A 26,956-nucleotide genomic window follows, 5' to 3' on the forward strand; every position below is an offset into this window, starting at 1 on the left:
CCTGCGCTGCGATATTCTGCCGGCAGTCACGGATATCTGTTCATTCATATGAAAAACCCCCGCCACAAGCGGGGGTTTTTTTATCTGCCGTATTTGTACGCCGCCGCACAGGTCCCCTCGGACGATACCATGCAGGCCCCCATCGGCGTTTCCGGAGTGCAGGCCCCGGCAAAGAGCGGGCAGTCGAACGGCGGGATCTTTCCCTTCAGGATATCGCCGCAACGGCACCCGGCGTGCTCCCGCAGCGGTTCCACCGGAACGGGGATAGCCCGTGCCGCGTCAAAGGAGGCGTAATCGTCCCGGATGGCCAGGCCGCTCCCCGGAATAATCCCAAGCCCGCGCCATTCGGCATCTGTCGGAACAAAGACCCTGTCGAGCAGTTCGCGCGCCCGCCGGTTTCCCTCCCAGGTCACCACCCGGCTGTACTGGATCTCCACCCGGCTCTCAAGGGCCAGACACTGACGGACCAGCATCTCAACCCCCTGCATGACATCCGCCGGTTCGAAACCGGTCACCACACAGGGTATCCGCTGTGCCTCGGCAAGGTGGCGGTAGGCATGAGCGCCGATAATGGCACTCACGTGGGCCGGACAGAGATATCCGTCGATGCTGAGCTCGGGATCGGCGGAAAGCAGTTGCATCGGAATGGGGATGGTCTTGTGGGACGCCAGGACGAAATAGTTGGCAACTCCCCTGGCGGCGGCAGCAAGGATGCTGCCGGCAATGGCCGGTGCCGTGGTCTCGAAGCCGACTCCCAGGAAGATCACCCGGTTCCCCGGATGCGCTGCGGCCAGGGCCACCGCATCGAGGGGGGAATACACGATCCGGACCTCTGCGCCTTGTGCCCGCTCCTCCATGAGCGAGGAACTGGAGCCGGGCACCCTGATCATGTCGCCGAAGGTGGCAACGATGGTGTCCGGCTGACGGCAGTAGGCCACGGCCTGATCCAGGTAGCCGTTGGGGGTGACGCAGACCGGGCAGCCTGGGCCGGAAATGAGCCGCACCGATGGGGGGAGAAGGCTGCGGAGCCCGTATTGGTAGATGGCCATGGTATGGGTGCCGCAGACCTCCATGAAGGTGAGAGTCCGGCTGCTCCCTGCCGCCAGTCGTCGTATTTCCCCTGCCAACCCCAGCACCAGCTCCCTGCTCCGAAACGCATCCTGATAGTTCATGACATACCTTTGAGAAAATTGGTTATACGCTTACCAGTCACGAGTAACGAGTCACCAGTCACCGTTTTCACTGCATATCCTCTTCCGAGAAAACCTCCCGCATCATGGCCAGCGTTTGCCGGGCCTCGTCCTCGTCCAGCCTGGCAATGGCAAAGCCGGCGTGCACGATGATGAAATCTCCCACCTGCACCTCGTCGGCCATGAGCATGAGGCTCGCCTGGCGCCTGACGCCGTCGATTTCTGCCACTGCGTCACTTCCGTCGATGCTGACCACCTGCATCGGCACACCTACGCACATAGATGACTCCTTCCGGCGATGACCGCCTGTCCCAAGGCCAGCCCCCCGTCATTGGGGGGAACCAGCCGGTGGGTGAAAACCGTGAATCCGTCCTGTTCCAGCATTGTTGCCACCCATTCGGTGAGGAGACGATTCTGGAAAACCCCACCCGAGAGAGCGATCCGCCCGCAGCCGTGCTCCTTGCGGATCGCCCGGCAGATGGCCGCCACGCCGAGCGCCAGGGAATGGTGAAAGGTTGCGGCAATGTCCGGCCGCGGCACCTCGGCCAGCAGTTCAGCCACAATGGCGGAGATCAGTGGCCGCAGATCCAGTTGGAGTCCCGCAGTGCCAGGTATGATGGCAAAGGGGTAGGGCTCCTGCACGTTTCCCCGTTCGGCCACTCCTTCCAGTTCGATGGCTGCCTGGCCTTCGTAGCTGGCATGGCTGGCCAGCCCCAGAAGTGCGGCAACAGCATCGAAAAGGCGGCCGCAGCTGCTGGTGAGCGGTGAATTTACCTGCCGCTCCAGCATCTGCAGGAACAGCTTCCGTTCCTGGCCGCCCAGGTGCCGGAAACAGCCCAGGGGGAGATCGAAAAGCCGTGTCCCATATCCTTCCCAGAGCCAGGCAATGGCCATCCGGAACGGCTCCCTGGCAGCAGCGTCCCCGCCCGGCATCGCTACCGGCCTGAAATGTCCGACCCGCCTGAACGTCCGATAGTCCCCCAGGAGGAACTCCCCACCCCAGGCAGTCCCATCCAGCCCGTACCCCATGCCATCGAAGATCACCCCCAGCACCTCACCTTCCAGTCGGTGCTCGGCCATACAAGATGCCAGGTGGGCGTGATGGTGCTGGACCACCACCTTGGGCAGGCCGGCGATGCCGGCGGCATGGAGGGTGGAGTGGTAGTCGGGATGAAGATCGTGGGCCACTACTGCCGGCTCGATCGCCAGCAGCCGTTGCAGGTGGGTGATGATTTCCGCCTGGGCCGCAAAGGTGGTCGCGTTCTTCAGATCCCCCGCGTGCTGGGTCAGGAAGGCCCGGTCATTGCGGGTCAGGCAGGCGGCGCTCTTCAACTCCCCACCCACGGCGAGCACGGAGCGCTGGGCCGACGGCAGCTGCACCCCGCGCGGGACATAGCCCCGCGAGCGTCGCAGGAATAGTGGGGCGCCGCGGAAGACCCGGATGACCGCATCGTCCTCCCGGGTATGAATGGCCCGGTCATGGGTCAGAAACCCGTCAACAATCCCCCCCAGGGCCGCCAGAGCCTCTTCGTCCCGGTATTGAATCGGCTCGTCGGAAACGTTACCGCTGGTCATAACCAAGGCAGCAAAGGTGTCCTTGAGCAACAAGTGGTGAAGCGGCGTTGCCGGCAGCATAACCCCGTAATAACCATTGGCCGGCGCCACCAGCGGGGCAATGGGATCTTTCCCGGCCCCGGCCCCCGAGCACCAAGCCCGCTTCTTCAACAACACTATCGGTCGTTCAGGGCCGGTCAGAAGCCGTTTCTCCAGTGCGGTCGGCTCCGCAAACCCGTTGATTCGCTCAAGGTCAGCTGCCATTACCGCAAAGGGCTTTTCATCCCGCAGCTTGCGCCGGCGGAGTTCGGCCACGGCAGCGGCATTGCCGGCATCCACGGCCAGGTGGTAACCGCCGGTCCCCTTTATTGCCAGTATCTGCCCCTCCCGAAGGAGACCGACTGCTTGTGAGAGCGGATCGCCGGCAATCTCCCTGCCTTGCCGGTCCAATAGCCGCAGACGCGGGCCACAGGCCGGACAGGCGTTGGGCTGGGCGTGGAACCTGCGGTCGGCTGGGTCCTCATATTCCCGCTGGCATGCCGTGCACATGACAAACGGGGCCATGGTGGTGGAGGGTCGGTCGTACGGGACAGCGGTGATGATGGAGTAGCGTGGGCCGCAGTTGGTGCAGTTGATGAACGGGTAACGGTAACGCCGGTCGGTCGGGTCGAAGAGCTCCCGCAGGCAGTCGGAACAGACGTCGGCATCCGGGGCAACTTGAGCAGCCGCCAAACCCGCGCCGCTTTCGACGATGGCGAACTGCCGCTCCCCGCAAGGGGGGAGCTCCCTGGAGTGCTGGGCGGTTATGACCGCCAGGGGAGGGGCCTCCCGTTCCAGAACGGCACGAAAATCCCGAAGGGATTCCTGCGGTCCCTCGACTTCGATCAGGACCCCCTGGGGCGTATTCCGCACCCAGCCGGCCAACTGCCGGGTTGTGGCAAGACGGTACACATAGGGGCGAAAACCGACCCCCTGGACGATCCCTTCGATCTCGATGCGCAGTCGCTTGATCATCTGTAACCCAGGGTAAAGGGAGAAATATGAGAACGAAATCAGCGGTTCGTTACCGCTCCCGTTACCTTTTCTATTACTTCGGCCCGTCTCTCCCCGAGCCATCCGTACCACGCGTCCATGCCGGCGCCGGTCCGGCTGGAGAGCTGGAAGATCCTGATGCCGGGGCTCACCCGCCGGGCGAACTCACAGCAGCGCTCCACGTCGAAATCCAGGTGGGGGAGCAGATCGACCTTGTTGAGCAGCATCACGTCGGCGGCATGAAACATCTGGGGGTATTTGAGTGGCTTGTCCTCCCCTTCGGTGACCGAAAGGACCACCACCTTGTGGTGTTCGCCCAGATCAAAGGCGGCCGGACAAACCAGGTTCCCCACGTTCTCGATGAACAGAATTTCCAGTTCGTTCAGCGGTAACTCCTCGACCGCATGGGCCACCATATGGGCATCCAGGTGACAGCCGGCGCCGGTGTTGATCTGCTTCACCGGCACGCCGGTGGCCGCGATGCGGCGGGCGTCGTTGTCGGTCTGTTGATCCCCTTCGATAACCGCGCACCGGCTCGTGCCCGCCAGGTCGGTCAGGGTCCGTTCCAGGAGAGTGGTTTTGCCGGAGCCGGGCGAGCTGACCAGGTTCAGCACGAACAGCCCCTTTTCGCGGAAAAGGTGCCGGTTTCCGGCTGCCAGCCGGTTGTTCCCGGCCAGGATATCGGTCTCGACGGCGATTGTTTCCCGGCCTTGGGTAGCTGGCTCACCATGGTGATGATCCCTTTTGTCGTGCCCATCACCGTGATGGTGGTGCCCATGATCGTGTGACGTGCAGCCGCAGGTGGTACACATGGCTAGTCAACCTCCAGTTCTTTAACCCGTAGTTCTTCGCCGCCCAGCAGGGAAAGACCGTAGCTGCCGCAGGCCGGGCACGGGTCGTAGTAGGCATGTATCGGAACCTCGGCCCGGCAGTCAGCGCAGAGCGCCCGGCCCGGTATCCGTTCGATGGAGAGCAGCGCCCCTTCCAGCAAGGTATCCCTGGTGCAGGCTTCAAAGCAGAAGGCCACCGCATCCGGCACCACACCGGAAAGCTCGCCGATCTCCAGCGTGACCGAGCGGACCCGCCGGCCGGCAGCATGCTCACTGCAGATCTCCACGATACTCTGGGTGATGGACATCTCGTGCATGGCGTCCCTTTCCGATGGGAGAAATACTAGCATAAAATGAGCTGTATATATGAAGTTTTCGCCGCGTATCCCGCTTGTCTGCCCGCCGGGGGTGGTGTATACTTTCGCCGCCATGCGCCATTGTCTGCGGCGCAGCCCCAAGGACTGATCCAATGAAACTGACCGCCAAACTGGTGATCATCATGCTCACGCTGCTGATCATCGCCGTTTTCATCCTCTTCACCCTGAACCAGCTCAGCCAGAACGACCTGGTCCAGGAGATCCAGGAAAGCTCCACCGAGGTCTCCAAGGCGATCCAGATGAGCGTGGAGGACCTGACCTCCGCGGACGACTCCCAGACCTCCCGCCTGACCGAATACATGAAGCAGGCGAGGGCCAAAGGGATCAACGAGATCAACATCATCAACACCGAAGGGGAGATCATCGATTCCTCCGACCCGGCCAAGGTCGGTAAAAAGCGCGACGTGCACAAGATGGAGCGGGGGCTCAAGGCCACTCAGGGGCACCGGCCGGCGGCCGGCAGTTCCCTCAAACCGTACAACCTGACCGTGCCGGTCATTGTCGGCGACGAGCAGCTGGGGTTCATCCAGATCAACCTGCTCCTGGACAACATCCGCGACATCCAGCACGCGAACTTCCTGCGCCGCCTGGTAGGCACCATCATGGTGTTCCTCCTGGGGATCACCCTGAGCCTGTTCCTGGCCAGACGCTACACCAGCCCGATCAACCGGCTGGTGGACGGGGTCAAGAAGGTGGCGGCCGGCGACCTGACCGTCACCTTTCCGGTGCAGGGAACCGATGAGATCGGCGAACTGGCCCGCAGTTGCAACGAGATGGTGGAGCAGCTCAGGGAGCGGCAAACCCTGGAGCAACGGCTGAACGAGGCCGAACACCTCTCCAAGGTGGGGCAGCTGGCGTCGGGGATCGCCCACGAGATCAGAAATCCCCTCAACTACATCAGCCTGGCCATCGATCATCTGAAGGAGGAGTTCCGTACTGACTGCCCGGAGCGGAGCCGTGAGCTGGCGGCCATTGCCGACAACATCAAGGAAGAGGTTCGCAAGGCCAATTACATGGTGCTCAACTTCATGAACTACGGCCGTCCCCTCAAACTCCGCCGGATGGTCGTCCCGTACCGGGAGATCGTGACCAAGGCCCTGGTGCTCCTGGAGGGAAAGCTGGCCGAGCAGGAGATCCGGGTCGTGTTGCAGATTCCGGACGACCTGCCGCCGTTGTGGGTAGACCCTGAACTGATGCGCAACTGCATCACCAACTTCATCACCAACGCGGGCCAGGCAATGCCGGAGGGGGGGACGATCGCTCTCGGCGCCACCTATGCCCCTGACGAACGGCTGATCCGGCTCACCTTCAGTGATCAGGGGGTTGGCATCCCCCCGGAAGACCTGGACAAAATCTTCCAGCCCTATTTCACGAGCAAGGAAGCCGGTATCGGCCTGGGGCTCGCCATTACCGAGCGGATAATCCGGGAGCACGGCGGGGAGATCGGTATCGTCAGCAGCGTGGGGGCCGGGACCACCTTCACGGTGGCCCTGCCGGCTGAGATTGCGGATAGAAGTATCAAGAAGGAGACGTGATGTCCGGCAGTATTCTGATCGTAGACGACGAAAAGGGGCAGCGGGAGATCCTGCAGACCATCCTGAAGAAGGAGGGATACCGGATCGTCGAGGCCCCGAGTGCCAAAGAGGGATTGGCCAAGCTGGCCGAAGAGGAGTTCGACCTGATCCTCACCGACCTGAAGATGCCGGGTATGTCCGGCCTGGAGCTTCTGGAGGCGGTTCTGGCCGACGACCCGCAGCAGTCGGTGGTGATCATGACCGCCCATGGCACCATCGATTCGGCCGTCGAGGCGATGCGCAAGGGGGCCTTCGATTACTTGGAAAAGCCGCTGGAGCGCGACAACCTCCTGCTTACTCTGCAGCGGGCCTTTGAACACATCGCCCTGCTCCGGGAGAACCGGGCGCTCCACCGCAAGCTGGCAGAAACGGCCCAGGTCCCCAACATCATCGGCGACCATCCCAAGATTCGGGAGGTCTTCCGGATAGTCACCAAGATTGCCCCCACCGGCTCGACCGTCCTGATCAACGGCGAATCCGGGACCGGCAAGGAACTGGTGGCCCGGGCGATCCACGACCTGAGCCCACGCAAGGACAAGCCGTTTTTCGCCATCAACTGCGCCGCAATCCCGGACGCCCTCATCGAAAGCGAACTGTTCGGCCACGAAAAGGGCTCGTTTACCGGCGCCAACACCCGGGAGATCGGGATCTTCGAGGCTGCCAGCAGCGGGACGGTCTTCCTGGACGAGATCGGCGAAATGAACGTGGCCCTTCAGGCCAAGCTGCTCAGGGCCATCCAGGAAAAGGAGATCCGCCGGGTCGGCGGCAAGATCAACATCCCGGTGGACGTCAGGATCGTTGCCGCCACCAACAAGGACCTGGAAACGGAAATCCGCAAGGGGACGTTCCGGGAAGACCTGTTCTACCGGCTCAACGTCATCCGTCTCAATCTTCCCCCCCTGCGGGAACGGGGGAGCGACCTCGCCACCCTGGCCGATCACTTTGTCCGCAAGTACGCAGTTGCCACCGGCATGCCGGTTCAGGGGATCTCCAAGGCGGCCCTCAAGATTCTCCTCAACTACAGCTGGCCCGGCAACGTTCGTCAGCTGGAATCGGTCATCGAGCGCGGGGTCCTGATGGCCGAAGGGTCCCTGATCCAGCCCGAGGATCTGCCGGCGGAGATGCACCACGAGTTCGAGCGGCACGACGTGCTACCCTTCGATTTCCCGCCATCCGGGATCTCCTTCGAGGAGTTGGAGAAGGAACTGATCATCAAGGCGATGGAGCGGGCCGAATGGGTCATTGCCAAGGCGGCGCCACTGCTGCGGATGAGCTACAAGACCCTGCAGTATCGATTGGAAAAATTCGGCATCGAGAAGCCGTAAACCCGCCCGGGACTCGGGGCGAATGTTCTACCCCCAGAGCACAGTTAACCTTGAACCTTGAACCCCGACAGGAGCCCACATGGATTTCAGCAAAATAGTGCACCGCTTCACGGTCGTTCCCTCTCTCCCGAAGGAACTTGAGGCATTGCAACGCATCGCCTACAATCTTTCCTGGACCTGGGAGCCGGAGGCGATCAAGCTGTTCCAGCGAATCGACGGCGAACTCTGGAAAGAGACCCGTCATAATCCGGTGGCCATGCTCGGCCAGCTACAGCAGGCAACCCTGGACCTGCTCATCACTGACGAAGGGTTCATGTCCCACTTGGCCATGGTGGACGAAAAGATCCAGGAATATTTCGCCAGCCGGACCTGGTACGAGAAGACCGGCAACGACGGCGAGATGCGGATTGCATATTTCTCCATGGAATTCGGCATTCACGAATCTCTTCCCGTCTACTCGGGCGGTCTGGGCGTCCTGTCCGGCGACCACCTGAAGTCCGCCAGCGACCTGGGTATCCCGCTGGTGGGGATCGGGCTCCTCTATCGGGAAGGGTACTTCCGCCAGTACCTGAACATCGAGGGGTGGCAGCAGGAAATCTATCCCGAAAACGATTTCTATAACCTTCCCTTCCATCTGGAGCGTGACGAAGAGGGTGCACCCCTTCGCTTCGAGGTGGACCTGGTGGGACGCCGGGTAATCGGGCAGATCTGGCGGGTGCAGGTGGGCAGGGTACCCCTGTATCTCCTGGATACCAATCTCGAAGAAAACGCCCCCGAAGACCGGGAGATCACCACCCGTCTCTATGGCGGCGATCAGGACATGCGGATACGTCAGGAAATCCTCCTCGGCATCGGCGGCATTCGCGCACTGCGCCACCTGGGGATCAAGCCGAACGTGTGCCACATGAACGAGGGGCACGCCGCCTTCCTGGCCCTGGAACGGATCCGCCTGCTGATGGAAGAGCGCCGGATCTCCTTTGGCGAAGCACGGGAGGTGGTGCGGGCCGGCAACATCTTCACCACCCATACGCCGGTAGAGGCGGGCATCGATCATTTTCCCACCGACCTGATCGAAAAGTATCTCGGACGGTATTACCGGGCGCTGGGGCTTTCCCGTGAAGAGTTCCTGGGGCTGGGCCGGCATAACCCCCGCGCCCACCACGAACCGTTTTGCATGGCGGTGCTGGCCCTCAAGCTGGCCGGCCACGCCAACGGCGTCAGCCAGCTCCATGGCGAGATTTCCCGCAAGATGTGGCGTGACCTCTGGCCCGAGCTGCCGCATGAGCAGATCCCGCTCACCTCCATTACCAACGGGATACATGCCAAGAGCTGGATTTCCCATGAAATGGCCGGGCTTCTGATCCGCTACCTGGGGACGCGCTGGATGGACGACGCCACCGACTCGGCCCTCTGGCGGCGCATCTCCCGCATCCCCGACACTGAGCTGTGGCGTATCCACCGTCATGGCCGGGAACATCTGGTGGATTACGCCCGCAAGCGTCTCAAGGAGCAACTCTGCAAGCTGGGAGCGAGTGCCAAGGAGATCGCCACCGCCGACGAGGTGCTCGACCCCGACACCCTGACCATCGGCTTTGCCCGTCGCTTCGCCACCTACAAACGGGGCACGCTGCTCCTCCGGGACGTTGAACGGCTCTCCCGCATCCTCAATAACACGGAGCGGCCGGTCCAGATCATTTTTGCCGGCAAGGCCCACCCGGCCGACCACCAGGGGAAGGAACTGATCCGGGAGATCGTCCAGTTCTCGCACCTGGAGCAGTTCCGTCACCGGATTGTCTTCCTGGAGGACTACGACATCTCCGTGGCCCGCCATTTGGTACAGGGGGTGGATGTCTGGCTCAATACGCCGCGCCGTCCCATGGAAGCCAGTGGGACCAGCGGCATGAAGGTGGCCTTCAACGGCGGTCTCAACCTGAGCGTTCTGGACGGCTGGTGGTGTGAGGGGTACAAGGGGAACAACGGCTGGGCCATCGGCAACGGCGAGGTCTACGACGACATCGAATACCAGAACGAGGTGGAGAGCCGGGCCATTTACGACCTCTTGGAAAAAGAGGTGATTCCGCTCTTCTACGACCGGGGCACGGACGGCATTCCCCGGGGATGGATCGGTGCCATGAAGTCATCGTTGCAGTCGCTCTGCCCGGTCTTCAGTACCGACCGGATGGTGCAGGAATACTCGAACCTCTTCTACTCCCCATCGTTCAGTCAATGGCAGCTGCTGACCAGGGACGATATGGCCCTGGCCCGTGACCTGGCGGCCTGGAAGGAACGGCTCCATCGCCACTGGCACCAGGTCCGCATCCAGGAAGTGCAGGCCAGTAAGTTGGATGATGTCGGGGTCGGCGCGTTAATCCCGGTCAGTGCCGTCGTTGTCACCGGCGATATTCCAGCACACGACCTGGCCGTTGATGTCTACTATGGGGTGCTCGACTCCCGCGGCGTCATCGTCGGCGGGGAAACCGCCCCCCTGGCCCAGATCGAAGAGGTAAGCCCGGGGGTCCACCGGTTCAGCGGCAGTATCGAGTGCCGTCTCTGCGGCAGGCAGGGTTTTATGGTGCGGGTGCTCCCCCGGCACGATGATCTGGGGCCGATCTACGAAGCCGGCATGCTGCTCTGGGGTTGAAAACGGTTCGATGTTCGACGTTCGATGTTGACAACGTAGAACGTAGAACGTAGAACGTAGAACTCATGAATCGATACCTGATCCTGTTCAGCCTTGTCCTGGCCCTCTGCGGCTGCACCACCATGGTAAAGCGGGAGTACCTTCCCTACCCGCTCACCACTGAGGATAGCGGCGCGGAAGCCAAGGTCATCACCATCCCCCTGCCGGTTATCGCCTCCAGCCCCAACGAGGGGATCACCGCCGGGGCACTGGCGGCCTTTCTGGTCCACAACAAGCGGGATGAGATCACCACCCTGCTCGCCCCGCAGGTGAACCAGAACCCGAACTTCGGTACCACCTTCACCCTGTACGGCTCCCTCTATCCCGCTCCTGACCGGAGTATGGAGTTCAACCTCTCCCGATCCACCAGGGTGAATGAGGATTACGAATTCCGGATCAGGGACAATACCTTTCTGGACCGCAAACTGGAACTGAATGCCTTTGTCTTCTCCTTCAGCGACGGCTCGTCCCGCTTCTTCGGCTTCCAGTCGAGAACCCGCAGGACGAGGGAAACCAACTACGCCGATGAGGAGACCGGTTTCAATCTGTCCGCCGGCTACCAGATCGGCAGTCACTTTCAGTTGGTCTTCGGCGAGCGGTACAAGAAGGTCGACATAGGCCGGGGTGCCATAACATCCGTGCCGTTCATCCGCAACGTCTTCCCCAGAAGCGTTCCCGGTGTCGACGGGTTTTCCGCCCATGCCCAGAAGCTTTCCCTCATTTACAGCACCCTGGATTCTCCCACCCTTCCCACCTATGGCGGCTACATGCGGCTGGGGGTGGAGAGCAGCAGCCGCGATCTCGGCAGTAGCGCCGATTACCGCCATTACGACGTGGAGATAAAGGGGTTTGTGCCGGCCGACAAAGAGCGGCGGTACATCAGTGCCTTCCGCCTGGCCTATAACCAGACCTTGGGCGGCGGTGTACCGTTCCTGGAGCGGAGCATCCTGGGGGGGGAAAACACGTTGCGGGGCTATGGCCGCAACCGGTTCATCGACAGCAGCTACCTGTTGCTCAACCTGGAGGAGCGGATCAGGGTCTTTCGTTGGGAGATCTTCGGAGTCAACGCCGACTGGGAAGTAGCCCCCTTCATCGATCTGGGAGCGGTCATGAAGTCTCTGGATCAAGCGAAAACGAGCAGCTTCGAGTTCAACCCCGGCCTTGGGGTTCGGGCGGTGGTGCGGCCCAACATCCTGGGGCGGGTGGATGTGGGGTTTGGCAAGGATGGTCCGTCGGTCTTCGTCGGCCTCGGGTATCCGTTCTGACGATGACTGTTCGGCAGGGCTTGCTATTTTCCGCCCCGTGTCACCTCCCTGTTGTGCAACGAGTGCTCCCGAAGATACTTCTCCAACTCATATCTACTGAGCAATCCATGAGTTACAAAATATCTTCCCAGAGGGGCCTGCATGGTCTTCTGGTGGGTCAGGATGAACTTTACCTGCTTGTCGGTCAGGAGCCCCAGCTTGATCGCCCTTTCGCCGAATGTGCCGGGGATATCGGTGGCTGAGCGGATGACGGATATGTAGTAGGGATCGAGCCAGCCCCAGGCAGAGGCCAGTTCTCCGAATGGCGGTCGCATGTCGCGCTGCCACATGATCGCCCAGACCACTGCCTGGTAGGACACCGCCGAACGGTAGTAGAGGTACAGCCCGATTTGCAGGGGAATGGTCGGCAGGGGGCCGCTGTAGTAATGTTCGTTCGGGTTGCGCGCTGCCTTGTTGAAGTGGGTACGTGCCCGGAATTCCCTGCCGCCGGCCGGCCCGTGTTGCCGATGGTGCGAGGTCACCACGTGGGGGCCAGCCTGTAACGGGAACGGCAGGGCGTAAACCTTGTCGCGTTTCCGGATGAAGCCGGAGAGCATTTCGTAGGCGGCGGTCACCCTGCGGAAGGTGTCGGTGTGGCGGGTGCTGTCGTACGCGCCGATGCGCGAATCCGGATGGTATTCTTTGGCGAGTGCACGAAAGGCGCTTTTCAGGTTCTGCTGATGCAACTGTTCGAGAAACACCTGCTGGATGGGTGCTTCCGGGAACAGGACCCTGCAGGCATCGTACAGCTGTGATGGGGAATAGGTGCCGATACTGTCCATGTCTCCCTACCGGCTTGAAGATGTGTGACAGAATGCCTCAATTATCCTTGAACTGCAACTGGTAAAGACGGTAGTAAAGCCCCTGCCGGGCGATCAACTCCTCATGGCGCCCTTCTTCCACCTTTTCCCCCCGGTGGATGACCGCGATCCGGTCGGCGTCGCGGATGGTCGAGAGCCGATGCGCCACCACCAGCGTAGTCCGGCCGGCCATCAGCCCTTTCAGCCCTTCCTGGATCAGCCGTTCGCTGGTCGTGTCCACGCTGGCGGTCGCCTCGTCCAGGACCAGGATCTCCGGGTCGAAGGCCACGGCCCGGGCAAAGGAGATCAACTGCCGTTCCCCGGCCGAGAAGTTGTTTCCCCGCTCCCGGACTGCTTCACCGTAGCCGCTTCCGAGTCGGTCAATGAACCGGTCGGCACCGACCAGGGCGGCTGCCTCGCGGACCCTCGGCCGGACCGTGTCGTCGCCCAGGCAGATGTTGTCGGCAATGGTGCCGGTAAAGAGGTAGGGCTCCTGGAGCACCACGCCGATCCGCCGGCGCAACTCCCAAAGAGGTATCCGGCGCAGGTCAACGCCGTCCAGGCTTATGCTTCCCCTGCTCACGTCGTAGAGGCGTGACAGTAGCCGGGTCACCGTGGTCTTGCCGCCGCCGGTCTCCCCCACCAGGGCCACGGTTTCGCCTCTCCGCAGGGTGAGATCGACCCCCTTCAGGACATACTCTTCTTCCTTGTAGGCAAACCAGACCCCGTTGAATTCGATGACCGATGCCGGTCGCGCCGGGATCGTCATCGTCTCCGGCGGAGCCTCCGGAAGCAGCTCGCTGGTGTCCAGCAGGTTGAAGAGCCGCTCCAGGGCTGCCATGGCCCCCTGCATGACCGAATATTTGGCCGACAGGTCCCGGATCGGGGCAAAAAACTTTTCAATGTACTGGATGAAGGCCACCAGGGCGCCGAAGGTGAGGGCTCCCCTGACTATTTCCCCCCCGCCGTACCAGACCAGGAGGCCGACCGCAATGGAGGAGAGGGCTTCCACAGCCGCATAGAGTGCGGCGTCCCAGGTGATGACCGGCAGGTTGGCGTCCCGGTATTCGGCATTGAGCCGGCGGAACTCGGTCTGTTCGGCTGCCTGCCGGTTGAAGAGCTGCACCACGGCCATGCCGCCGATGCTCTCGGCCAGGAAGGTGTTGAGGTTTGACAGCCGTGCCCGGACCTGGCGAAAGGCGGTACGCATCCGGCGGCGGAAGGTGAATGCAACCCAGATGAGAAACGGCAGGACCGTGAAGGTGACCAGGGAGAGGCGCAGGTTCATCCAGACCATCACCCCGACAATCCCGGCCAGCAGCATGACATCCCCAACCACGGTAATGATGCCGGCGGCAAACATCTCCCCCAGCACCTCCACGTCGCTGGTAAGGCGGGTCACCAGGCTGCCGGTGGGAGTCCGGTCGAAGAAGGAGGTGGAGAGGCGCTGGACATGGGTGAACAGTTCCAGGCGGATGTCCTGCATCACCCGCTGCCCCAGATACTGGAGGAGCCAGACCTGCAGAAACGAGACGAGCGAGTCGGCCAGGATCAGCAGCAGGAACCAGGCCGCCATTGCCGGCAGGCCGGCCAGGTTGCCGGTGACGATATGGTTGTCGATGGCGAGCTTGATCAGCCACGGCTGCGCCAGTTTGGCGGCGGTTGTCAGCGGGAGGAGACAGAGGGTCCCGATAACCTGCCAGCGGTAGGGACGCAGGTAGCGGGCGAACCGGAACATGAGCGCCCGGTCGTAGGCCTTGCCGACTATTTCGTCTTCGTAGATACCTCCAAAGTGCACTTAGTAGCCCTCTATTTCCTGCCGCAGCTGCTGCTCCCGGTGGATCGCCGCATAGCGGCCGTCCAGGGCCAGTAGTCGCTCGTGATTCCCCTGCTCAACGATCTTCCCCTCCTCCAGCACGATGATCCGGTCGCACTCCCTCAGGGCCGAGAGGCGATGGGAGACGATGATGACGGTCCTCTGGCCGTAGTAGCCGGCCAGGTTGCGAAGGATCTCTTCTTCGGTGCGGGCATCCACTGCCGACAAGGGATCGTCCAGGATCAGGACTGCCGGGTCCTTGAGCAGTGCCCGGGCGATGGCGGCGCGCTGTTTCTGGCCGCCGGAAAGGGTGATCCCACGCTCCCCCACCAGTGTGGCGTAGCCATCCGGAAAACGGGCAACATCACCGTCAAGGCTGGCCAGGCGGGCCGCTGCCTCGACCGCCGCGTCGTCGGCGTCGTCCCGGCCAAAGGCGATATTCGCGCTTAGGCTGCGGGAAAAGAGGAACGACTCCTGGGGTACAAAACCGACCAGATCGCGCAGTTGGCTGAGCGCTAGGCGGTTGATGTCGATGCCGTCGATCATGATCATGCCGTCGGCCACCGGGTAGAGGCGGGCCAGCAACCGTACCAGTGTTGATTTGCCGGCCCCGATGGGGCCGACAATGCCGAGGCGCGATCCTGCCGGGATCGTCAGGGTGAGGTCGGACAATAGCGGTTCGACGCTGTAGGAGAACGACAGCCGGGCTAGCTGGATCTCGCCGCGGATGTCTGCCGCTGTTGTCGGGTTCTCCGCTTCCGTCACCGTTGCCTCGGCCGCAAGTACCTCGGTCAGGCGGGACATGGAGGCGGCGCCGCGCTGCATCAGGTTCAGAATCCAGCCAAAGACGATGGTTGGCCAGATGAGCATGGTCAGGTAGCCATTGAAGGCGACGAAGTCCCCCAGGGTTATGAGCCGTTGTGTCACCTGTTGCCCGCCATACAGCAGGACAATCAGGGTTCCCAGGGCGCCGGTGGCAGCCATGACCGGTATCATCAGTCCGCGCAGCTGGGCGATGCGCATATTGCTGGCCATGTAGCGGCCGCTCGCCTCGGCGAACGTGTCGATAGCTGCCTCTTCCCGACAGTAGGCCTTGATCACGGCGGCGGCGGAGACGTTTTCCTCCACGACGCTGGTGAGTCTGGCCAGCTCTTCCTGTGCCCGCTTGGAGCGGCGGAACATGGACGCGCTGAGCCGCTTCACCACCAGGATCATGGCAGGGAAGGGGAGTATGGCACAGAGGGTGAGCAGCGGACTGATCCGGATCATCAGGGCAAGCGCGGCCAGATAGATGACCACGGTGTTGATGATGTTCAGCACGCCGAAGCCGAGTAGCATTCTGACGTTGGTCAGGTCGTTGGCAAATCTGGACATGAGATCGCCGGTCCGCTCCTTGGTGAAAAAGGGGAGATCAAGGGCGAGCAGCCTGGCGTAGAGGTCGTCCCTGATGCGGTATTCGATCCGGCGGGCCGCATGGAGGAGCGCGGTGCGGGAGAAGATGCGGATCGTGCCGTGCAGGACAGCGGCAGCGATGATCAGGCCACCGTACCAGGCCGGAGAGTGGTGGGGAGTGGTCGGCTTTTGCAGGCTTTCCACGGCCAGTTTGAGCAGCCAGGGAATCAGCAGGGCGCAGGCGTTGGTGCCGAGCAGGCAGACAGCGCCTGTCAGATAGCTGCGCCGGTCATCGCGCATGTAGCTATATAGTCTGACCAGATCGCTGATAACCCCTCCGTACACTGTTTGGCATGATCAACAGCGCCTCTCTTGTATCCTGTTTTTCCGTGGCTGTCAAAGCGACCTTCTGTCCGGAGAAGGGGATCTCAGAGGATTTGTAAATTCATCAAAGTTTCTTAGGAGACACTTTTTCTGCATTGTGTGTTCTATTTTGATGGGATCGGATAACATCGCTGATAGGTTATATGTAAATATTGCTTGTCATAGCAGTATGTTGCACTGTTTTGTGCTGTTCTATTTCGGCGTAAACCAATCGTTATAGTTGTTGACAAAAGGGTTTTGCGTATGGTATCGATTTTTTACTTTTAGTAAAATGGTTGACGCGGCAACCCCCATTATACACAAGTAGTTGTCTTTAATGTTTTAGCAACAATAAACAGAAGCCTCGATCATCCTCCAATACCCCCCTTCAGATTGTTTCACGTGCCTGCTCAAGCCTTTCTCCCGGCAACGGAGCAGGAAATGGAGTTTCAATGAAGCACACCAAGATGACCTTGTCTCAGACGACGATGAATCTCGATTTTGTGAAGAAAGTTGAGAAGCTGTCGGGGAGTTCTGTGCGGCGGTGTTTCCAGTGCGGGAAGTGCTCGGCGGGGTGCCCGATGCGGTCGTTCATGGAGCACCCGCCGAACCGGATCGTGCGGCTGTTGCAGCTGGGGCAGTTTGAACGGGTACTGGCGGGACGGAGCATCTGGTACTGCGCTTCGTGCGAGACCTGCACGACCCGCTGCCCGAACAAGGTTGACCTGGCGGCGATCATGGATGCCCTGCGCAAGCTCTCCTGGGATGCCGACGGCCCGTCCAAGGAGAGCTACGTGCAGCTGGCGAACCGGCTGTTCATCGAGAACATCCGGAGCTACGGCCGGCAGTACGAAATGCGGCTGGCCGCGGTGTTCAACATGAAGAGCGGCCAGTTCCTGAAGGACTTCATGCTGGGTCCGAAACTGCTCACCAAGGGGAAGCTGAAGATGTTCCACCAAAAGAACCGGAACCTCCCTGAGATCGAAAAGATCTTCAGCCGGATCGAAGAGCTGCGTCTTAAAGGCGGTGACTCGTGACTCGTGACTGGTAAAGGCGGAAAGACAATAACGATGAAACATAAACTGAGTTACTCCTACTATCCCGGCTGCTCCCTGCACGCCTCGGCGAAAGAATACGACGAATCGACGCGGGGGCTGTTCAAGGCGCTCAGGATCGGGCTTGTCGAAGTACCGGACTGGCTCTGCTGCGGGGCCACGCCGGCGCACAACGTTGACGAACTGCTATCGCTCTCCCTGTGCGCCAAGAACCTGGAGCTGGCCACCGGCGTAGAGGGTGACCTGGCGGTGGCCTGCGCGGCCTGCTTCTCGCGGCTGAAGACCACCCAGCACACCCTGGCGGGGAACGAGGAGAAACGGCGGCAGGTGGCATATGCCCTGGACGCCCCGCTGGCCATCGGGAAGCCGGTCAAACACCTGCTGGAGATCCTGGCGGGCGACCTCGGTCTGGAACAGCTGGCCGCCGCCGTCCAGAAACCGCTAAGCGGCCTTAAGATCGCCTGCTACTACGGCTGCCTCCTGACCCGGCCGCCGGAAGTCCCGCAACTGGACTGCACCGAAGCCCCCACCATCATGGAGCGGGTCATCGCAGCGGCCGGTGCCGAGACCGTCAGCTGGAGCCACCGGCTGGAATGCTGCGGGGCCAACTTCACCCTGTCGCGTCCCGGCGTGGTCCTGAAACTCTCCGGCGAGATCCTCGCCTCGGCCAAACGGGCCGGTGCCGACTGCCTCATGGTCGCCTGTCCCTTGTGCCACGGCAACCTGGACATCCGGCAGCAGGAGATCGAAGCAGCCAGCGGCGAGCGGTACGGTATGCCGGTCTTCTACATGACCCAGCTCCTGGCGTTGGCGGCCGGCGTAGCGCCGGGGAAACTCGGCTTTGACAGCATGATCACGAACCCGGTGCCGCTGTTGAAGGCAAAGCACCTGCTGTAGGGGCGGGGTTTCTCCGCCCTGGTTGGAACAATGTGGAAAATGGGCGGGGAAACCCCGCCCCTACAAGGAACGCATACATGTCCAGAATTGGCGTTTTTGTCTGTCACTGCGGAGAGAACATCTCCCGCACCGTGGATGTGGAGAAGGTAGCGGCCGAGGCCGGGAAGCTGTCCGGCGTCGCCCTGGCTACCGACTACAAATACATGTGCTCCGACCCGGGGCAGAACCTGCTGAAAAAGGCCGTCGCCGACCATAACCTGGAAGGGATCGTCGTCGCCGCCTGCTCCCCGCGGATGCACGAAAAAACCTTCCGCAAGGCCGCCCAGGCGGCCGGCGTCAACCCGTTCCTGGTGGAAATGGCCAACATCCGCGAGCACTGCTCCTGGGTCCACGAGGACAAGGCCGAAGCCACGAAAAAGGCCGGCGACATCGTCCGGATGCTCGTCGAGCGGGTAAAACGGGACAAGAAACTGGTCCCGATCACGGTCCCGGTAACCAAGCGGGCGCTGGTCATCGGCGGCGGCATCGCCGGCATCCAGGCAGCCCTGGACATCGCCGACAGCGGGCACCGGGTCGTCCTCGTCGAACGGGAGCCCTCCATCGGCGGGCACATGGCCCAGCTCTCCGAAACCTTCCCGACATTGGACTGCTCCCAGTGCATCATGACCCCGAAAATGGTCGACGTCGCCAACCACCCGAACATCACCCTCCACACCTACTCGGAGATCGAACAGGTCGACGGCTACATCGGCAACTTCCGGATCACCATCCGGAAAAAGGCCAGAAGCGTCGACATGGGCAAATGTACCGGCTGCGGGGTCTGCATGGCCAAATGCCCGCAGAAGAAAATCAAAAACAGCTTCGACCGCGACCTGGGGACAAGGCCGGCCATCTACGTCCCGTTCCCCCAGGCCGTCCCGAACACCCCGGTCATCGACCGGGAGAACTGCACCTGGTTCAAAACCGGCAAATGCGGGGTCTGCCAGAAAGTCTGCGGCCCGGGCGCGGTCGACTACACCCGGGAAGACGAGCTGATCCTTGAACCGGTCGGCGCCATCGTCGTCGCCACCGGGTTCGAACTGTACAGCATCAGCGAAAAGCCCAAAGGCTCCCCCATCAAAGGGTACGGCGAATTCGGCCACGGCAACCTCCCGGACGTCATCGACGGCATGACCTTCGAGCGGCTGGCAAGTGCCTCCGGCCCCACCGGCGGCAAGATCCAGCGTCCCTCCGACGGCAAAGAACCAAAGCAAATCGTCTTTGTCCAGTGCGTCGGCTCCAGAGCCCGGGAAAAAGGGATCTCCTACTGCTCCAAGATCTGTTGCATGTACACCGCCAAACACACCATGCTCTACAAGCACAAGGTCCACGACGGCCAGGCCTACGTCTTCTTCATGGACGCGCGGACCCCGGGCAAAGGGTACGACGAATTCTGGCGCCGGGCGGTCGAGGAAGAAGAAGCGGTCTACATCCGCGGCATGGTCAGTCGCCTCTACCAGAAAGACGACAAAATCGTCGTCATGGGGAGCGACATCTCCGTTGGGGTCCAGGTCGAGATCGAAGCCGACCTGGTCGTCCTGGCCACCGCCGTCCAGGCACGGCAAGGGGCCGACAGCCTGGCCCAGAAGCTCGGCATCTCCTACGACAGCTACAACTTCTACTCCGAGGCCCACGCGAAGCTAAGACCGGTGGAGTGCGCCACGGCCGGGGTTTATCTCGCCGGGGCCTGCCAGGGACCGAAAGACATCCCGGACAGCGTCAGCCAGGCCTCTGCGGCCGCGGCCAAAGTCATGACCCTCTTTGCGAAAGACGAACTGGAGCGGGAACCGATCGTCGCCAAGGTCGTTGATCGGTACTGCGCCGGCTGCCTCGCCTGCAAAAAGGTCTGCCCGTACGGCGCCGTGGAAGAGAAAGAGATCCGGGACCGAAGCGGCAACCTCATCAAAGTCGTCGCCTATGTCAACCCCGGCGTCTGCGGCGGCTGCGGCACCTGCCAGGCCACCTGCCCGTCGAAATCGGTGGAGCTCGATGGTTATACGGACGAGCAGATCATGGCGATGATAGAAGCGTTATAAAAACAGTTCGATGTTCGAGGTTGAAAAACAAAACGTCGAACGTCGAACATCGAACAGGATTCCTATGAAACACGCATTCGAACCGAAGATAGCCGCCTTTGTCTGTACCTGGTGCACCTACGCCGGGGCGGATCTGGCCGGCACCAGCCGTCTGCAGTATCCCCCCAACGTCCGGGTGCTCAAATTCCCGTGCACCGGGCGGATCGACCCGGTCTTCATCCTGCGGGCGTTCCAGAAAGGTGCCGACGGGGTCCTCGTCTCCGGCTGCCATCCGGGCGACTGCCACTACATGGCCGGCAACTACCACGCGAGGCGGCGGTTCGCCGCCTTCCGGAAACTGCTGGAATTCGTCGGCGTGGACCTGGAGAGGCTGCAGTTCTCCTGGGTCTCGGCCGCCGAAGGGGGAAAATGGGTGGAAATGGTCACCGGCCTCACCGAGCGGGTCAGGGGCATGGGACCGCTCACCGAATTCAGGGAACTGGAACAGGCGGAGTGCTGGTCCGGGAAACTGAACACCCCGGAACTCAACGAGGCGTACGAGAGCATCTGAAGCCAACAAACATCTTAAGCAACCGCAGATGAACGCAGATGCACGCAAATAAAACCTTTAGGTTTGTTTTTATCGGTGTTTATCTGCGTGCATCAGCGGTTGAAAAGGTTTTTTATGGACAACACAACAACCAGACTCGATGTAACCCCCTTGGTGGACGACGTCTACTACCAGGCCGTCACCGCAGCGATCCGCAGCGAGGCGATCCGCCTCCTGGGCGAAGGCTCGGTGGCTGCCGTGGTCGGCTACCGGGCCGGCCGGCGAAACAACACTGCCCTGCCGGCAATCGTCACCGCCATCGACCAGGTGGACCAACTGATCTTTACCCCGGCCTGCGTCAACAACCTGGCCCTCTACCTCACCAGGGCCAAGCAAGAGGTCAAAGGGAAGGGTACGCTCGCCCTCGTTGCCAAAGGGTGCGATCTGCGGGCCGTGGCCGGGCTCCTGGGGGAAAACCAGCTGAAGCGCGACGACGTGCACCTGATCGGCATCGCCTGCGCCGGCGTCTACAGTGCCGCTGCCGACCGGGGCCTGCCCCTCTCAGAGGCGACCATAGCCCGGAAATGCCGGGAATGCACAGTCCACGAACCGCGCGGGACCGACGCCGTTGCCGGCATCCTGCCCAAGCTCAAGGAACTCCCCCACCTGGAGAGCGCGGAACTGGCAAAGCTCGAAGCCATGACCCCCAAAGAGCGGTGGGACTACTGGCAGGCCCACTTTGCCCGCTGCATCAGGTGCCTCGCCTGCCGGCAGGTCTGCCCCTTCTGCTTCTGCGAGCAGTGCCTGTGCGACCGCAACCGCCCCCAGGCCGTGGAAGCGACCCCGCGGCCGGCCGGCAACAGTGCCTGGCACATCGTGCGGGCCATGCACCTGGCCGGGAGATGCTCGGCCTGTGCCGAATGCGAACGGGTCTGCCCCATGGACATCCCCTTGAACCTCCTCAACCGGAAAATGGCCAAGGAGCTGAAAGAGCTGTACGCCTACGAGGCCGGGCTGGCCCCGCAGGAAAAGGGACCGCTTACCTCTTACAAGGAAGACGACGACCAGAGTTTCATCAAATGATCACGTAGGGGCGGGGTTTCCCCGCCCAGGGCGTGGCAACCGCGCCCTTATAGGGAACGATATGGCAAAAACGATCACCGAACAGCAGTTGGCCAGCCTCATCGACACCCTCGTCAGAGAAGGGAAACGGGTCGTCGGCCCGAAACAAGCCGGCACCATGACCCTCTACGAGCCGCTCACAAGCGGCAAAGAGCTGGCCCCGGGGGAACTTCCCCGCCGCTCCGCCAAAGAGACCTTTTTTCCCCTCTGCGAGAAGATCCTCTCCTATGCCAAACAGGAGGGGACAACAACCGTCACCGACGTGGACCTGACGCAGCTCCCCGAGACCGTCCTCATCGGCGCCCGTCCCTGCGACGCCGCTGCCGTTCCGGTCCTGGACGCCGTCTTCTCCTGGGACTATCACGACGAATTTTTCCTGGAACGGCGGAACAAAACCACCATCATCGGCATCGCCTGCACCACGGCTGACGACGCCTGCTTTTGCACTGCCGTCGGCCTCTCCCCGGTCGACGGCAAAGGGAGCGATCTCTTCCTCCTGCCGCTGGCAGGGGGAGGGTACCGCTGCCAGGCCATCACCGACAAGGGGACCCGGCTCATGGCCCGCCATGGGGAGCTGTTCACGGAAGCAGAAGGGGGCAAACCGCTCCCCCTGGCCGAACCGCAGCTGGGCAAACTCGACCTGACCAAGATCAAGGCGTGGCTGGACAACAACTTCGAGCACCCGCTCTGGGCCACCATCGCCGAACGGTGCGTTGGCTGCGGGGTCTGCGCGTACGTATGCCCCGCCTGCCACTGCTTCGACATCAGCGACGAAGGGACGGAACAAAAAGGGGAGCGGCGCAAACACTGGGATGCCTGCGGGTTCGGGAAATTCACCAACCACGCCTCCGGCCACAACCCCCGTGACGTCCAGCAAAAGCGTTACCGCAACCGGATCATGCACAAATTCAAATACTACCACGACAAATTCGGTCAGACGCTGTGCACCGGCTGCGGCCGCTGCATCCGCGCCTGCCCGGTCGGCATTGACATCGCAGGCATATTGGAAGAGATAACAACGAAATAATTCAACGCGCAATGACGCGGATTCAGGAATCGATTGACGCGGATTTAAACCGCTATGTGAACGACTTGGTCCGTGTCTCTCCTGGTTGTTTCCGCGTCCATTCGCGTTGAATTAAGTAAAGGTTTAATCCATGTGTGATCACAGCAAAAACATCTACAAACCGTACCTCGCCACCATCGCCGCCATCGTCGACGAAACCCCGGACGTCCGGACCCTGCGGCTGGAGTTCCAGGATGACCAAGTGCGGGAGAGCTTCAGCTTTCGCTCCGGGCAGTTCGCCGAATACTCCGCCTTTGGCCATGGGGAAGCCACCTTCTGCATCGCCTCGGCCCCCACGAGGAAAGGGCACATCGAATGCTGCTTTCGGAACGTCGGCCGGGTCACCGAGGCGTTGAGAAGGCTGGAAGTCGGCGAGACCGTCGGGGTCAGAGGCCCCTACGGCAACTCCTTCCCCATCGAGGAGTACTACGGCCGGAACCTGGTATTCGTGGCAGGCGGCATCGCCCTGCCGCCGCTTCGGACGCTCATCTGGAACTGTCTCGACCAGCGGGAGAAATTTGGCGACATCACCATCGTCTACGGCGCCCGGACGGAAAGCGACCTGGTCTACAAGCACGAACTGAGGGAGTGGCAGGAGCAAAGCGACGTGAATCTCGTCAAGACCGTTGACCCCGGCGGCAACGGCCCCGACTGGGACGGACAGGTCGGCTTTGTCCCGACCATCCTGGAAGAGTCGGCGCCCAAAAGCGAGAACACCATCGCCCTGGTGTGCGGCCCGCCGGTCATGATTAAATTTACCCTGCCGGTGCTGGAGCGGCTCGGTTTTGGGGACGAGCAGATCTACACCACCCTGGAGAACCGGATGAAGTGCGGGCTGGGCAAATGCGGGAGGTGCAACGTGGGGAACGTCTATGTCTGCAAGGACGGCCCGGTATTTACCGCCAGGCAGGTCAGGGCGATGCCGCAGGAGTTCTGAATTTGGTGCTGAAAAAGCAGTGACACGTAAAACTGCGGTGGTTGCACCCCGTGGACGGTGGCGAGCGACAGTAAACGTGGTACATTTATTGGCATGAGCGGCACGAAAGGAGCCAGCCATGCCAACGGTCGTTATCGTCTATCACAGTACTTACGGGCATACTGAGGTGCAGGCGAAAGCGGTTCTGCAAGGGGTGCAACGGGTTGACGGGGTTTCTCCTCTGCTCCTTCCGGTCGCAGAGGTGGAAAAGCACTGGGATGATCTGAACAGAGCGGATGCGATAATATTTGGTTGTCCAACCTACATGGGGAGCGCGTCGGCCGACTTCAAGCGCTTCATGGAGGCAAGCTCCAAGCTCTGGGCTGAGCAGAAGTGGAAGGATAAGCTGGCTGCAGGCTTTACCAATTCGGGAAGTCAGAGCGGCGACAAGTTGAATACTTTGCTGCAACTGGCGATTTTTGCCGCTCAGCATGGCATGCTCTGGGTGAGTTTGGGGGTTTTGCCCGGCAACAACTCCACAACCGGAAGCATGGCGGACCTGAATCGCATCGGCTCCTATCTGGGGGCCATGGCCCAGTCCAATATCGACCTGGGGAGCGATGCCGCGCCGCCGAGAAGCGACCGGGATACGGCATCGCTTCTGGGGCAGCGGGTGGCTGAGATTGCACTGAGGATTGCCTGCTGATCTCTTTTTGCCAATGCATTTTTTGAAAGGTTTTCAACTGGGTTGCCCACCTCGTCGCGGAACGACGAAATTGTCATTTGCCAAGTGCCGCAAATGGCTATCGAGAGAGCCGAGTCATAAAAACCGTTGTTGAATTTACGAATGGAATAGGTTATATAGGCAGCTTCTACTAATTACGTTTTTGGCAACATGTTACAGTTCAAATCGGTCGAAAAATGGTGCACTAGAATACAAAAAACAGCAAAAAATGAGTAGCGGTAGCAACAGATAGCAGCGAATCTACAGAAAGCTAACTTATCGGAATAAAACAGCTAAATGCAGAGTTTAACCAGCACGGAGAGGTGTCCGAGTGGTCGATGGTGCCTGACTCGAAATCAGGTGTACGGCAACGTACCTAGGGTTCGAATCCCTACCTCTCCGCCACAAAATAGTCCGGCAATGTCCGGTTAAAGATAAAAGCCCTTGAAAATTCAAGGGCTTTTTCTTTTGCCTTGTCCGGTAACATCCGGTTTGGTATACTGCAATCCGGTAGTTATGGAGTTATTTTTGGTGATATACCTCCAAACTCCAAAACAAGATGACTCCAAAAAGGAGGAAATCCCATGCCTAAACGGGTTATGCCGCTTTCAGAAGTCCAAGTCAGAAATGCCAAAGCAAAAGAAAAAGAATACAAGCTTATGGATGGGTACGGCCTGTTTCTGCTTATTACTCCTACAAATGGAAAGCTTTGGCGCTTTGATTACCGTTTTGGCGACAAACGCAAGACGGTGGCATTTGGTGCCTATCCTGCCATATCCCTTGCTGATGCAAGGCAACGGCGTGATGAGGCAAAGAAGTTGCTCGCTAATGGGGTTGATCCGAACGACGTCAAGAAGGCTCAAAAGGCGGCAACAACCGAGGGAGACACAAATAGTTTTGAGGTCGTTGCCAGGGAATGGCACAAGAAATTTTCACCTACGTGGTCTGACTCTCACGCATATTGGGTACTACGACGGCTTGAACAGTATGTGTTCCCTGTTATAGGAGCCAGGCCAATAGCGGATATTAAGGGCGCTGACGTTCTGAAAGTATTGCAGATAATCGAAGCGGTTGCCCTGGAAACAGCTCATAGAGTTAAGTTTGTCATCGGCCAGATATTTCGGTATGCCGTCGGTTCAGGAAGAGCAGAACGTGATTGGACAGCAGATCTAAAGGGATTATTGCCACCACGAAGCCAAAAACATCATGCTGCAATCACAGATCCAAAAGAGGTCGCAGGGCTGCTAAGAGCAATAGATGACTTTACAGGTACCTTCACGGTAAAGAGTGCATTGCAGCTTGCACCGTTGGTTTTTTTAAGACCGGGGGAACTCCGTAACGCAGAATGGTCGGAATTTGACTTGGATGCAGCAGAGTGGAATTTCCCCATTGAGCGGCTGAAACTTAAAAAGCGGATCAAAGAAGATCGCAAAGGGGAAAAGCATCTCGTGCCCTTGTCGCGACAGGCCGTGGAAATTCTCTCACGGTTGCGAGCGTTGACCGGCACCAGTAAATTCGTTTTCCCCTGTGCTCGCTCAAATGCTAGACCAATGAGTAATATGGCGACAAACGCCGGTCTTGCACGCATGGGATACAAAGGTGAAATGACTTCTCACGGATTTCGGGCAATGGCTCGGACTATTCTTGATGAAGTCTTGCAGCAGCGGGTTGACCTGATCGAGCATCAACTCGCACATGCTGTCAGAGACGCAAATGGCAGGGCATATAACAGGACGGCTCATCTAGCCGAGCGTAAGAAGATGATGCAATTGTGGGCTGACTACCTGGATGGGTTGAAGGCAGGGGCAAAGGTGGTACCGTTCCGTGTGAATACTGCATAACGCTTGATATTTGGTATCGGATGGCTACCACTTGCATACTGATCTTGTGAGGATGTTATGAGTGAAATTATCAAACCCGACTATAAGCACTATACTCGGATTGATTTTATTAATGCAGAAGAAGCCAAGTGGCTGCTTGCCAGCATTGAATTACGTGGTAAGGATATCTCCGATCCGGAAGAATATACCTGACTCCGTGACGGCAAATTCAGCAATTTGAAATTTGCCAGCTGTAACCATTTGAAGTTCTTTGATAATTAAGCTATTTTGCTATGCAACAAAAACTCACCCGGCAGGTGAATTCATGAAGCGTTTTGTGATCGAACAGTCCGACGAAGAATTCTACACTTCCCACTCCGGCATCGCCCTTGTCGGGCTGGCCCTGAACCGTTTCACGTCCCTCTCTTCAGCCCTGGCAGTCATGGATGCCCCAGGCGATCTGATCGCCGGCATCGACATCATCAGGAGCTACTGTGCCCTTCTCGCTCAAGGGA

General features: G+C 60.3%; 22 protein-coding genes, 1 tRNA gene and 1 pseudogene. 16 read left to right on the forward strand and 8 right to left on the reverse strand.

Annotation, left to right across the window (positions count from 1 at the left end; genetic code table 11):
* Nucleotides 1-80: 80 nt before the first annotated feature.
* The 5 genes from hypD to hypA all read right to left on the reverse strand — a co-directional run bounded on the left by hypD (nt 81) and on the right by hypA (nt 4,923).
* On the reverse strand, nt 81-1,172 hold the full coding sequence (gene hypD / locus JN12_RS08580) for a hydrogenase formation protein HypD (protein WP_145021179.1): 1,092 nt from the start codon (nt 1,170-1,172) through the stop codon (nt 81-83).
* A 67-nt stretch (nt 1,173-1,239) separates the two neighbouring features.
* On the reverse strand, nt 1,240-1,470 hold the full coding sequence (locus JN12_RS08585; protein WP_145021182.1) for a HypC/HybG/HupF family hydrogenase formation chaperone: 231 nt from the start codon (nt 1,468-1,470) through the stop codon (nt 1,240-1,242).
* Nucleotides 1,461-3,758, reverse strand: a complete 2,298-nt coding sequence (gene hypF, locus JN12_RS08590; RefSeq protein WP_145021186.1) for a carbamoyltransferase HypF — start codon at nt 3,756-3,758, stop codon at nt 1,461-1,463. The genes JN12_RS08585 and hypF overlap by 10 nt, the downstream gene beginning before the upstream one ends.
* Nucleotides 3,759-3,796: 38 nt before the next feature.
* Nucleotides 3,797-4,588, reverse strand: a complete 792-nt coding sequence (gene hypB, locus JN12_RS08595) for a hydrogenase nickel incorporation protein HypB (RefSeq protein WP_145021190.1) — start codon at nt 4,586-4,588, stop codon at nt 3,797-3,799.
* 2 nt (nt 4,589-4,590) lie between these two features.
* Nucleotides 4,591-4,923, reverse strand: coding sequence for a hydrogenase maturation nickel metallochaperone HypA (hypA, locus tag JN12_RS08600; RefSeq protein WP_145021193.1), 333 nt, complete (start codon nt 4,921-4,923; stop codon nt 4,591-4,593).
* Nucleotides 4,924-5,075: 152 nt separating this feature from the next.
* On the opposite strand from hypA, the gene JN12_RS08605 reads away from it, so the two are divergent.
* From JN12_RS08605 to JN12_RS08620, 4 genes are all read left to right on the forward strand, one after another.
* Nucleotides 5,076-6,518 carry a sensor histidine kinase gene (locus JN12_RS08605; protein WP_145021196.1) on the forward strand — a complete coding sequence of 481 codons (1,443 nt, stop codon included), beginning with the start codon at nt 5,076-5,078 and terminating at the stop codon, nt 6,516-6,518.
* Nucleotides 6,518-7,882 (forward strand): sigma-54-dependent transcriptional regulator, encoded by a 1,365-nt coding sequence (locus tag JN12_RS08610; RefSeq protein WP_145021201.1) that lies wholly within the window; start codon nt 6,518-6,520, stop codon nt 7,880-7,882. Before JN12_RS08605 ends, JN12_RS08610 begins: the two co-directional genes overlap by 1 nt.
* A gap of 79 nt (nt 7,883-7,961) precedes the next feature.
* Nucleotides 7,962-10,523 carry a glycosyltransferase family 1 protein gene (locus tag JN12_RS08615; protein ID WP_145021205.1) on the forward strand — a complete coding sequence of 854 codons (2,562 nt, stop codon included), beginning with the start codon at nt 7,962-7,964 and terminating at the stop codon, nt 10,521-10,523.
* Between the two features lie 65 nt (nt 10,524-10,588).
* Nucleotides 10,589-11,827 (forward strand): BamA/TamA family outer membrane protein, encoded by a 1,239-nt coding sequence (locus tag JN12_RS08620; protein ID WP_145021208.1) that lies wholly within the window; start codon nt 10,589-10,591, stop codon nt 11,825-11,827.
* 23 nt (nt 11,828-11,850) lie between these two features.
* Here the strand turns inward: JN12_RS08620 and JN12_RS08625 are convergent, their stop codons facing one another.
* The 3 genes from JN12_RS08625 to JN12_RS08635 are packed head-to-tail and all read right to left on the reverse strand — an operon-like array spanning nt 11,851 to nt 16,174.
* Complete coding sequence (locus JN12_RS08625; protein ID WP_145021211.1) at nt 11,851-12,648, reverse strand: DnaJ domain-containing protein; 798 nt, start codon at nt 12,646-12,648, stop codon at nt 11,851-11,853.
* A 37-nt stretch (nt 12,649-12,685) separates the two neighbouring features.
* Nucleotides 12,686-14,464, reverse strand: coding sequence for an ABC transporter ATP-binding protein (locus tag JN12_RS08630; RefSeq protein ID WP_145021214.1), 1,779 nt, complete (start codon nt 14,462-14,464; stop codon nt 12,686-12,688).
* On the reverse strand, nt 14,465-16,174 hold the full coding sequence (locus JN12_RS08635) for an ABC transporter ATP-binding protein (protein ID WP_145021285.1): 1,710 nt from the start codon (nt 16,172-16,174) through the stop codon (nt 14,465-14,467). It lies immediately after the preceding gene.
* 515 nt (nt 16,175-16,689) lie between these two features.
* On the opposite strand from JN12_RS08635, the gene JN12_RS08640 reads away from it, so the two are divergent.
* The 12 genes and pseudogenes from JN12_RS08640 to JN12_RS08690 form a co-directional block, all read left to right on the forward strand.
* Nucleotides 16,690-17,274 carry a 4Fe-4S dicluster domain-containing protein gene (locus JN12_RS08640; RefSeq protein WP_145021217.1) on the forward strand — a complete coding sequence of 195 codons (585 nt, stop codon included), beginning with the start codon at nt 16,690-16,692 and terminating at the stop codon, nt 17,272-17,274.
* 33 nt (nt 17,275-17,307) lie between these two features.
* Nucleotides 17,308-18,189 (forward strand): CoB--CoM heterodisulfide reductase iron-sulfur subunit B family protein, encoded by an 882-nt coding sequence (locus JN12_RS08645; protein WP_145021219.1) that lies wholly within the window; start codon nt 17,308-17,310, stop codon nt 18,187-18,189.
* Between the two features lie 77 nt (nt 18,190-18,266).
* Complete coding sequence (locus JN12_RS08650; protein ID WP_145021222.1) at nt 18,267-20,264, forward strand: CoB--CoM heterodisulfide reductase iron-sulfur subunit A family protein; 1,998 nt, start codon at nt 18,267-18,269, stop codon at nt 20,262-20,264.
* Between the two features lie 64 nt (nt 20,265-20,328).
* Nucleotides 20,329-20,814: a hydrogenase iron-sulfur subunit gene (locus tag JN12_RS08655; protein ID WP_145021225.1), complete on the forward strand. Its 486-nt coding sequence runs from the start codon at nt 20,329-20,331 to the stop codon at nt 20,812-20,814.
* A gap of 114 nt (nt 20,815-20,928) precedes the next feature.
* Nucleotides 20,929-21,876, forward strand: a complete 948-nt coding sequence (locus JN12_RS08660) for a 4Fe-4S dicluster domain-containing protein (protein ID WP_145021229.1) — start codon at nt 20,929-20,931, stop codon at nt 21,874-21,876.
* 61 nt (nt 21,877-21,937) lie between these two features.
* Entirely contained in the window at nt 21,938-22,942 is a 1,005-nt protein-coding gene (locus JN12_RS08665) for a 4Fe-4S dicluster domain-containing protein (protein ID WP_145021232.1), read from the forward strand.
* A 130-nt stretch (nt 22,943-23,072) separates the two neighbouring features.
* The gene (locus tag JN12_RS08670) at nt 23,073-23,918 is read left to right on the forward strand and encodes an FAD/NAD(P)-binding protein (protein WP_145021235.1); all 846 of its coding nucleotides are present in this window, start codon (nt 23,073-23,075) and stop codon (nt 23,916-23,918) included.
* A 118-nt stretch (nt 23,919-24,036) separates the two neighbouring features.
* Complete coding sequence (locus tag JN12_RS08675; RefSeq protein WP_145021238.1) at nt 24,037-24,603, forward strand: flavodoxin family protein; 567 nt, start codon at nt 24,037-24,039, stop codon at nt 24,601-24,603.
* Between the two features lie 335 nt (nt 24,604-24,938).
* Nucleotides 24,939-25,026: transfer RNA gene (locus tag JN12_RS08680), tRNA-Ser, on the forward strand.
* Nucleotides 25,027-25,205: 179 nt separating this feature from the next.
* The gene (locus JN12_RS08685; protein ID WP_145021241.1) at nt 25,206-26,462 is read left to right on the forward strand and encodes a tyrosine-type recombinase/integrase; all 1,257 of its coding nucleotides are present in this window, start codon (nt 25,206-25,208) and stop codon (nt 26,460-26,462) included.
* 57 nt (nt 26,463-26,519) lie between these two features.
* Nucleotides 26,520-26,654 carry a hypothetical protein gene (locus tag JN12_RS21000; protein WP_281287726.1) on the forward strand — a complete coding sequence of 45 codons (135 nt, stop codon included), beginning with the start codon at nt 26,520-26,522 and terminating at the stop codon, nt 26,652-26,654.
* Nucleotides 26,655-26,766: 112 nt separating this feature from the next.
* Nucleotides 26,767-26,956: pseudogene (locus JN12_RS08690) on the forward strand (IS1380 family transposase); the annotation flags it as partial.

The sequence above is a fragment of the Geobacter argillaceus genome, assembly GCF_007830735.1.
Classification (GTDB): Bacteria; Desulfobacterota; Desulfuromonadia; order Geobacterales; family DSM-12255; genus Geomobilibacter; species Geomobilibacter argillaceus.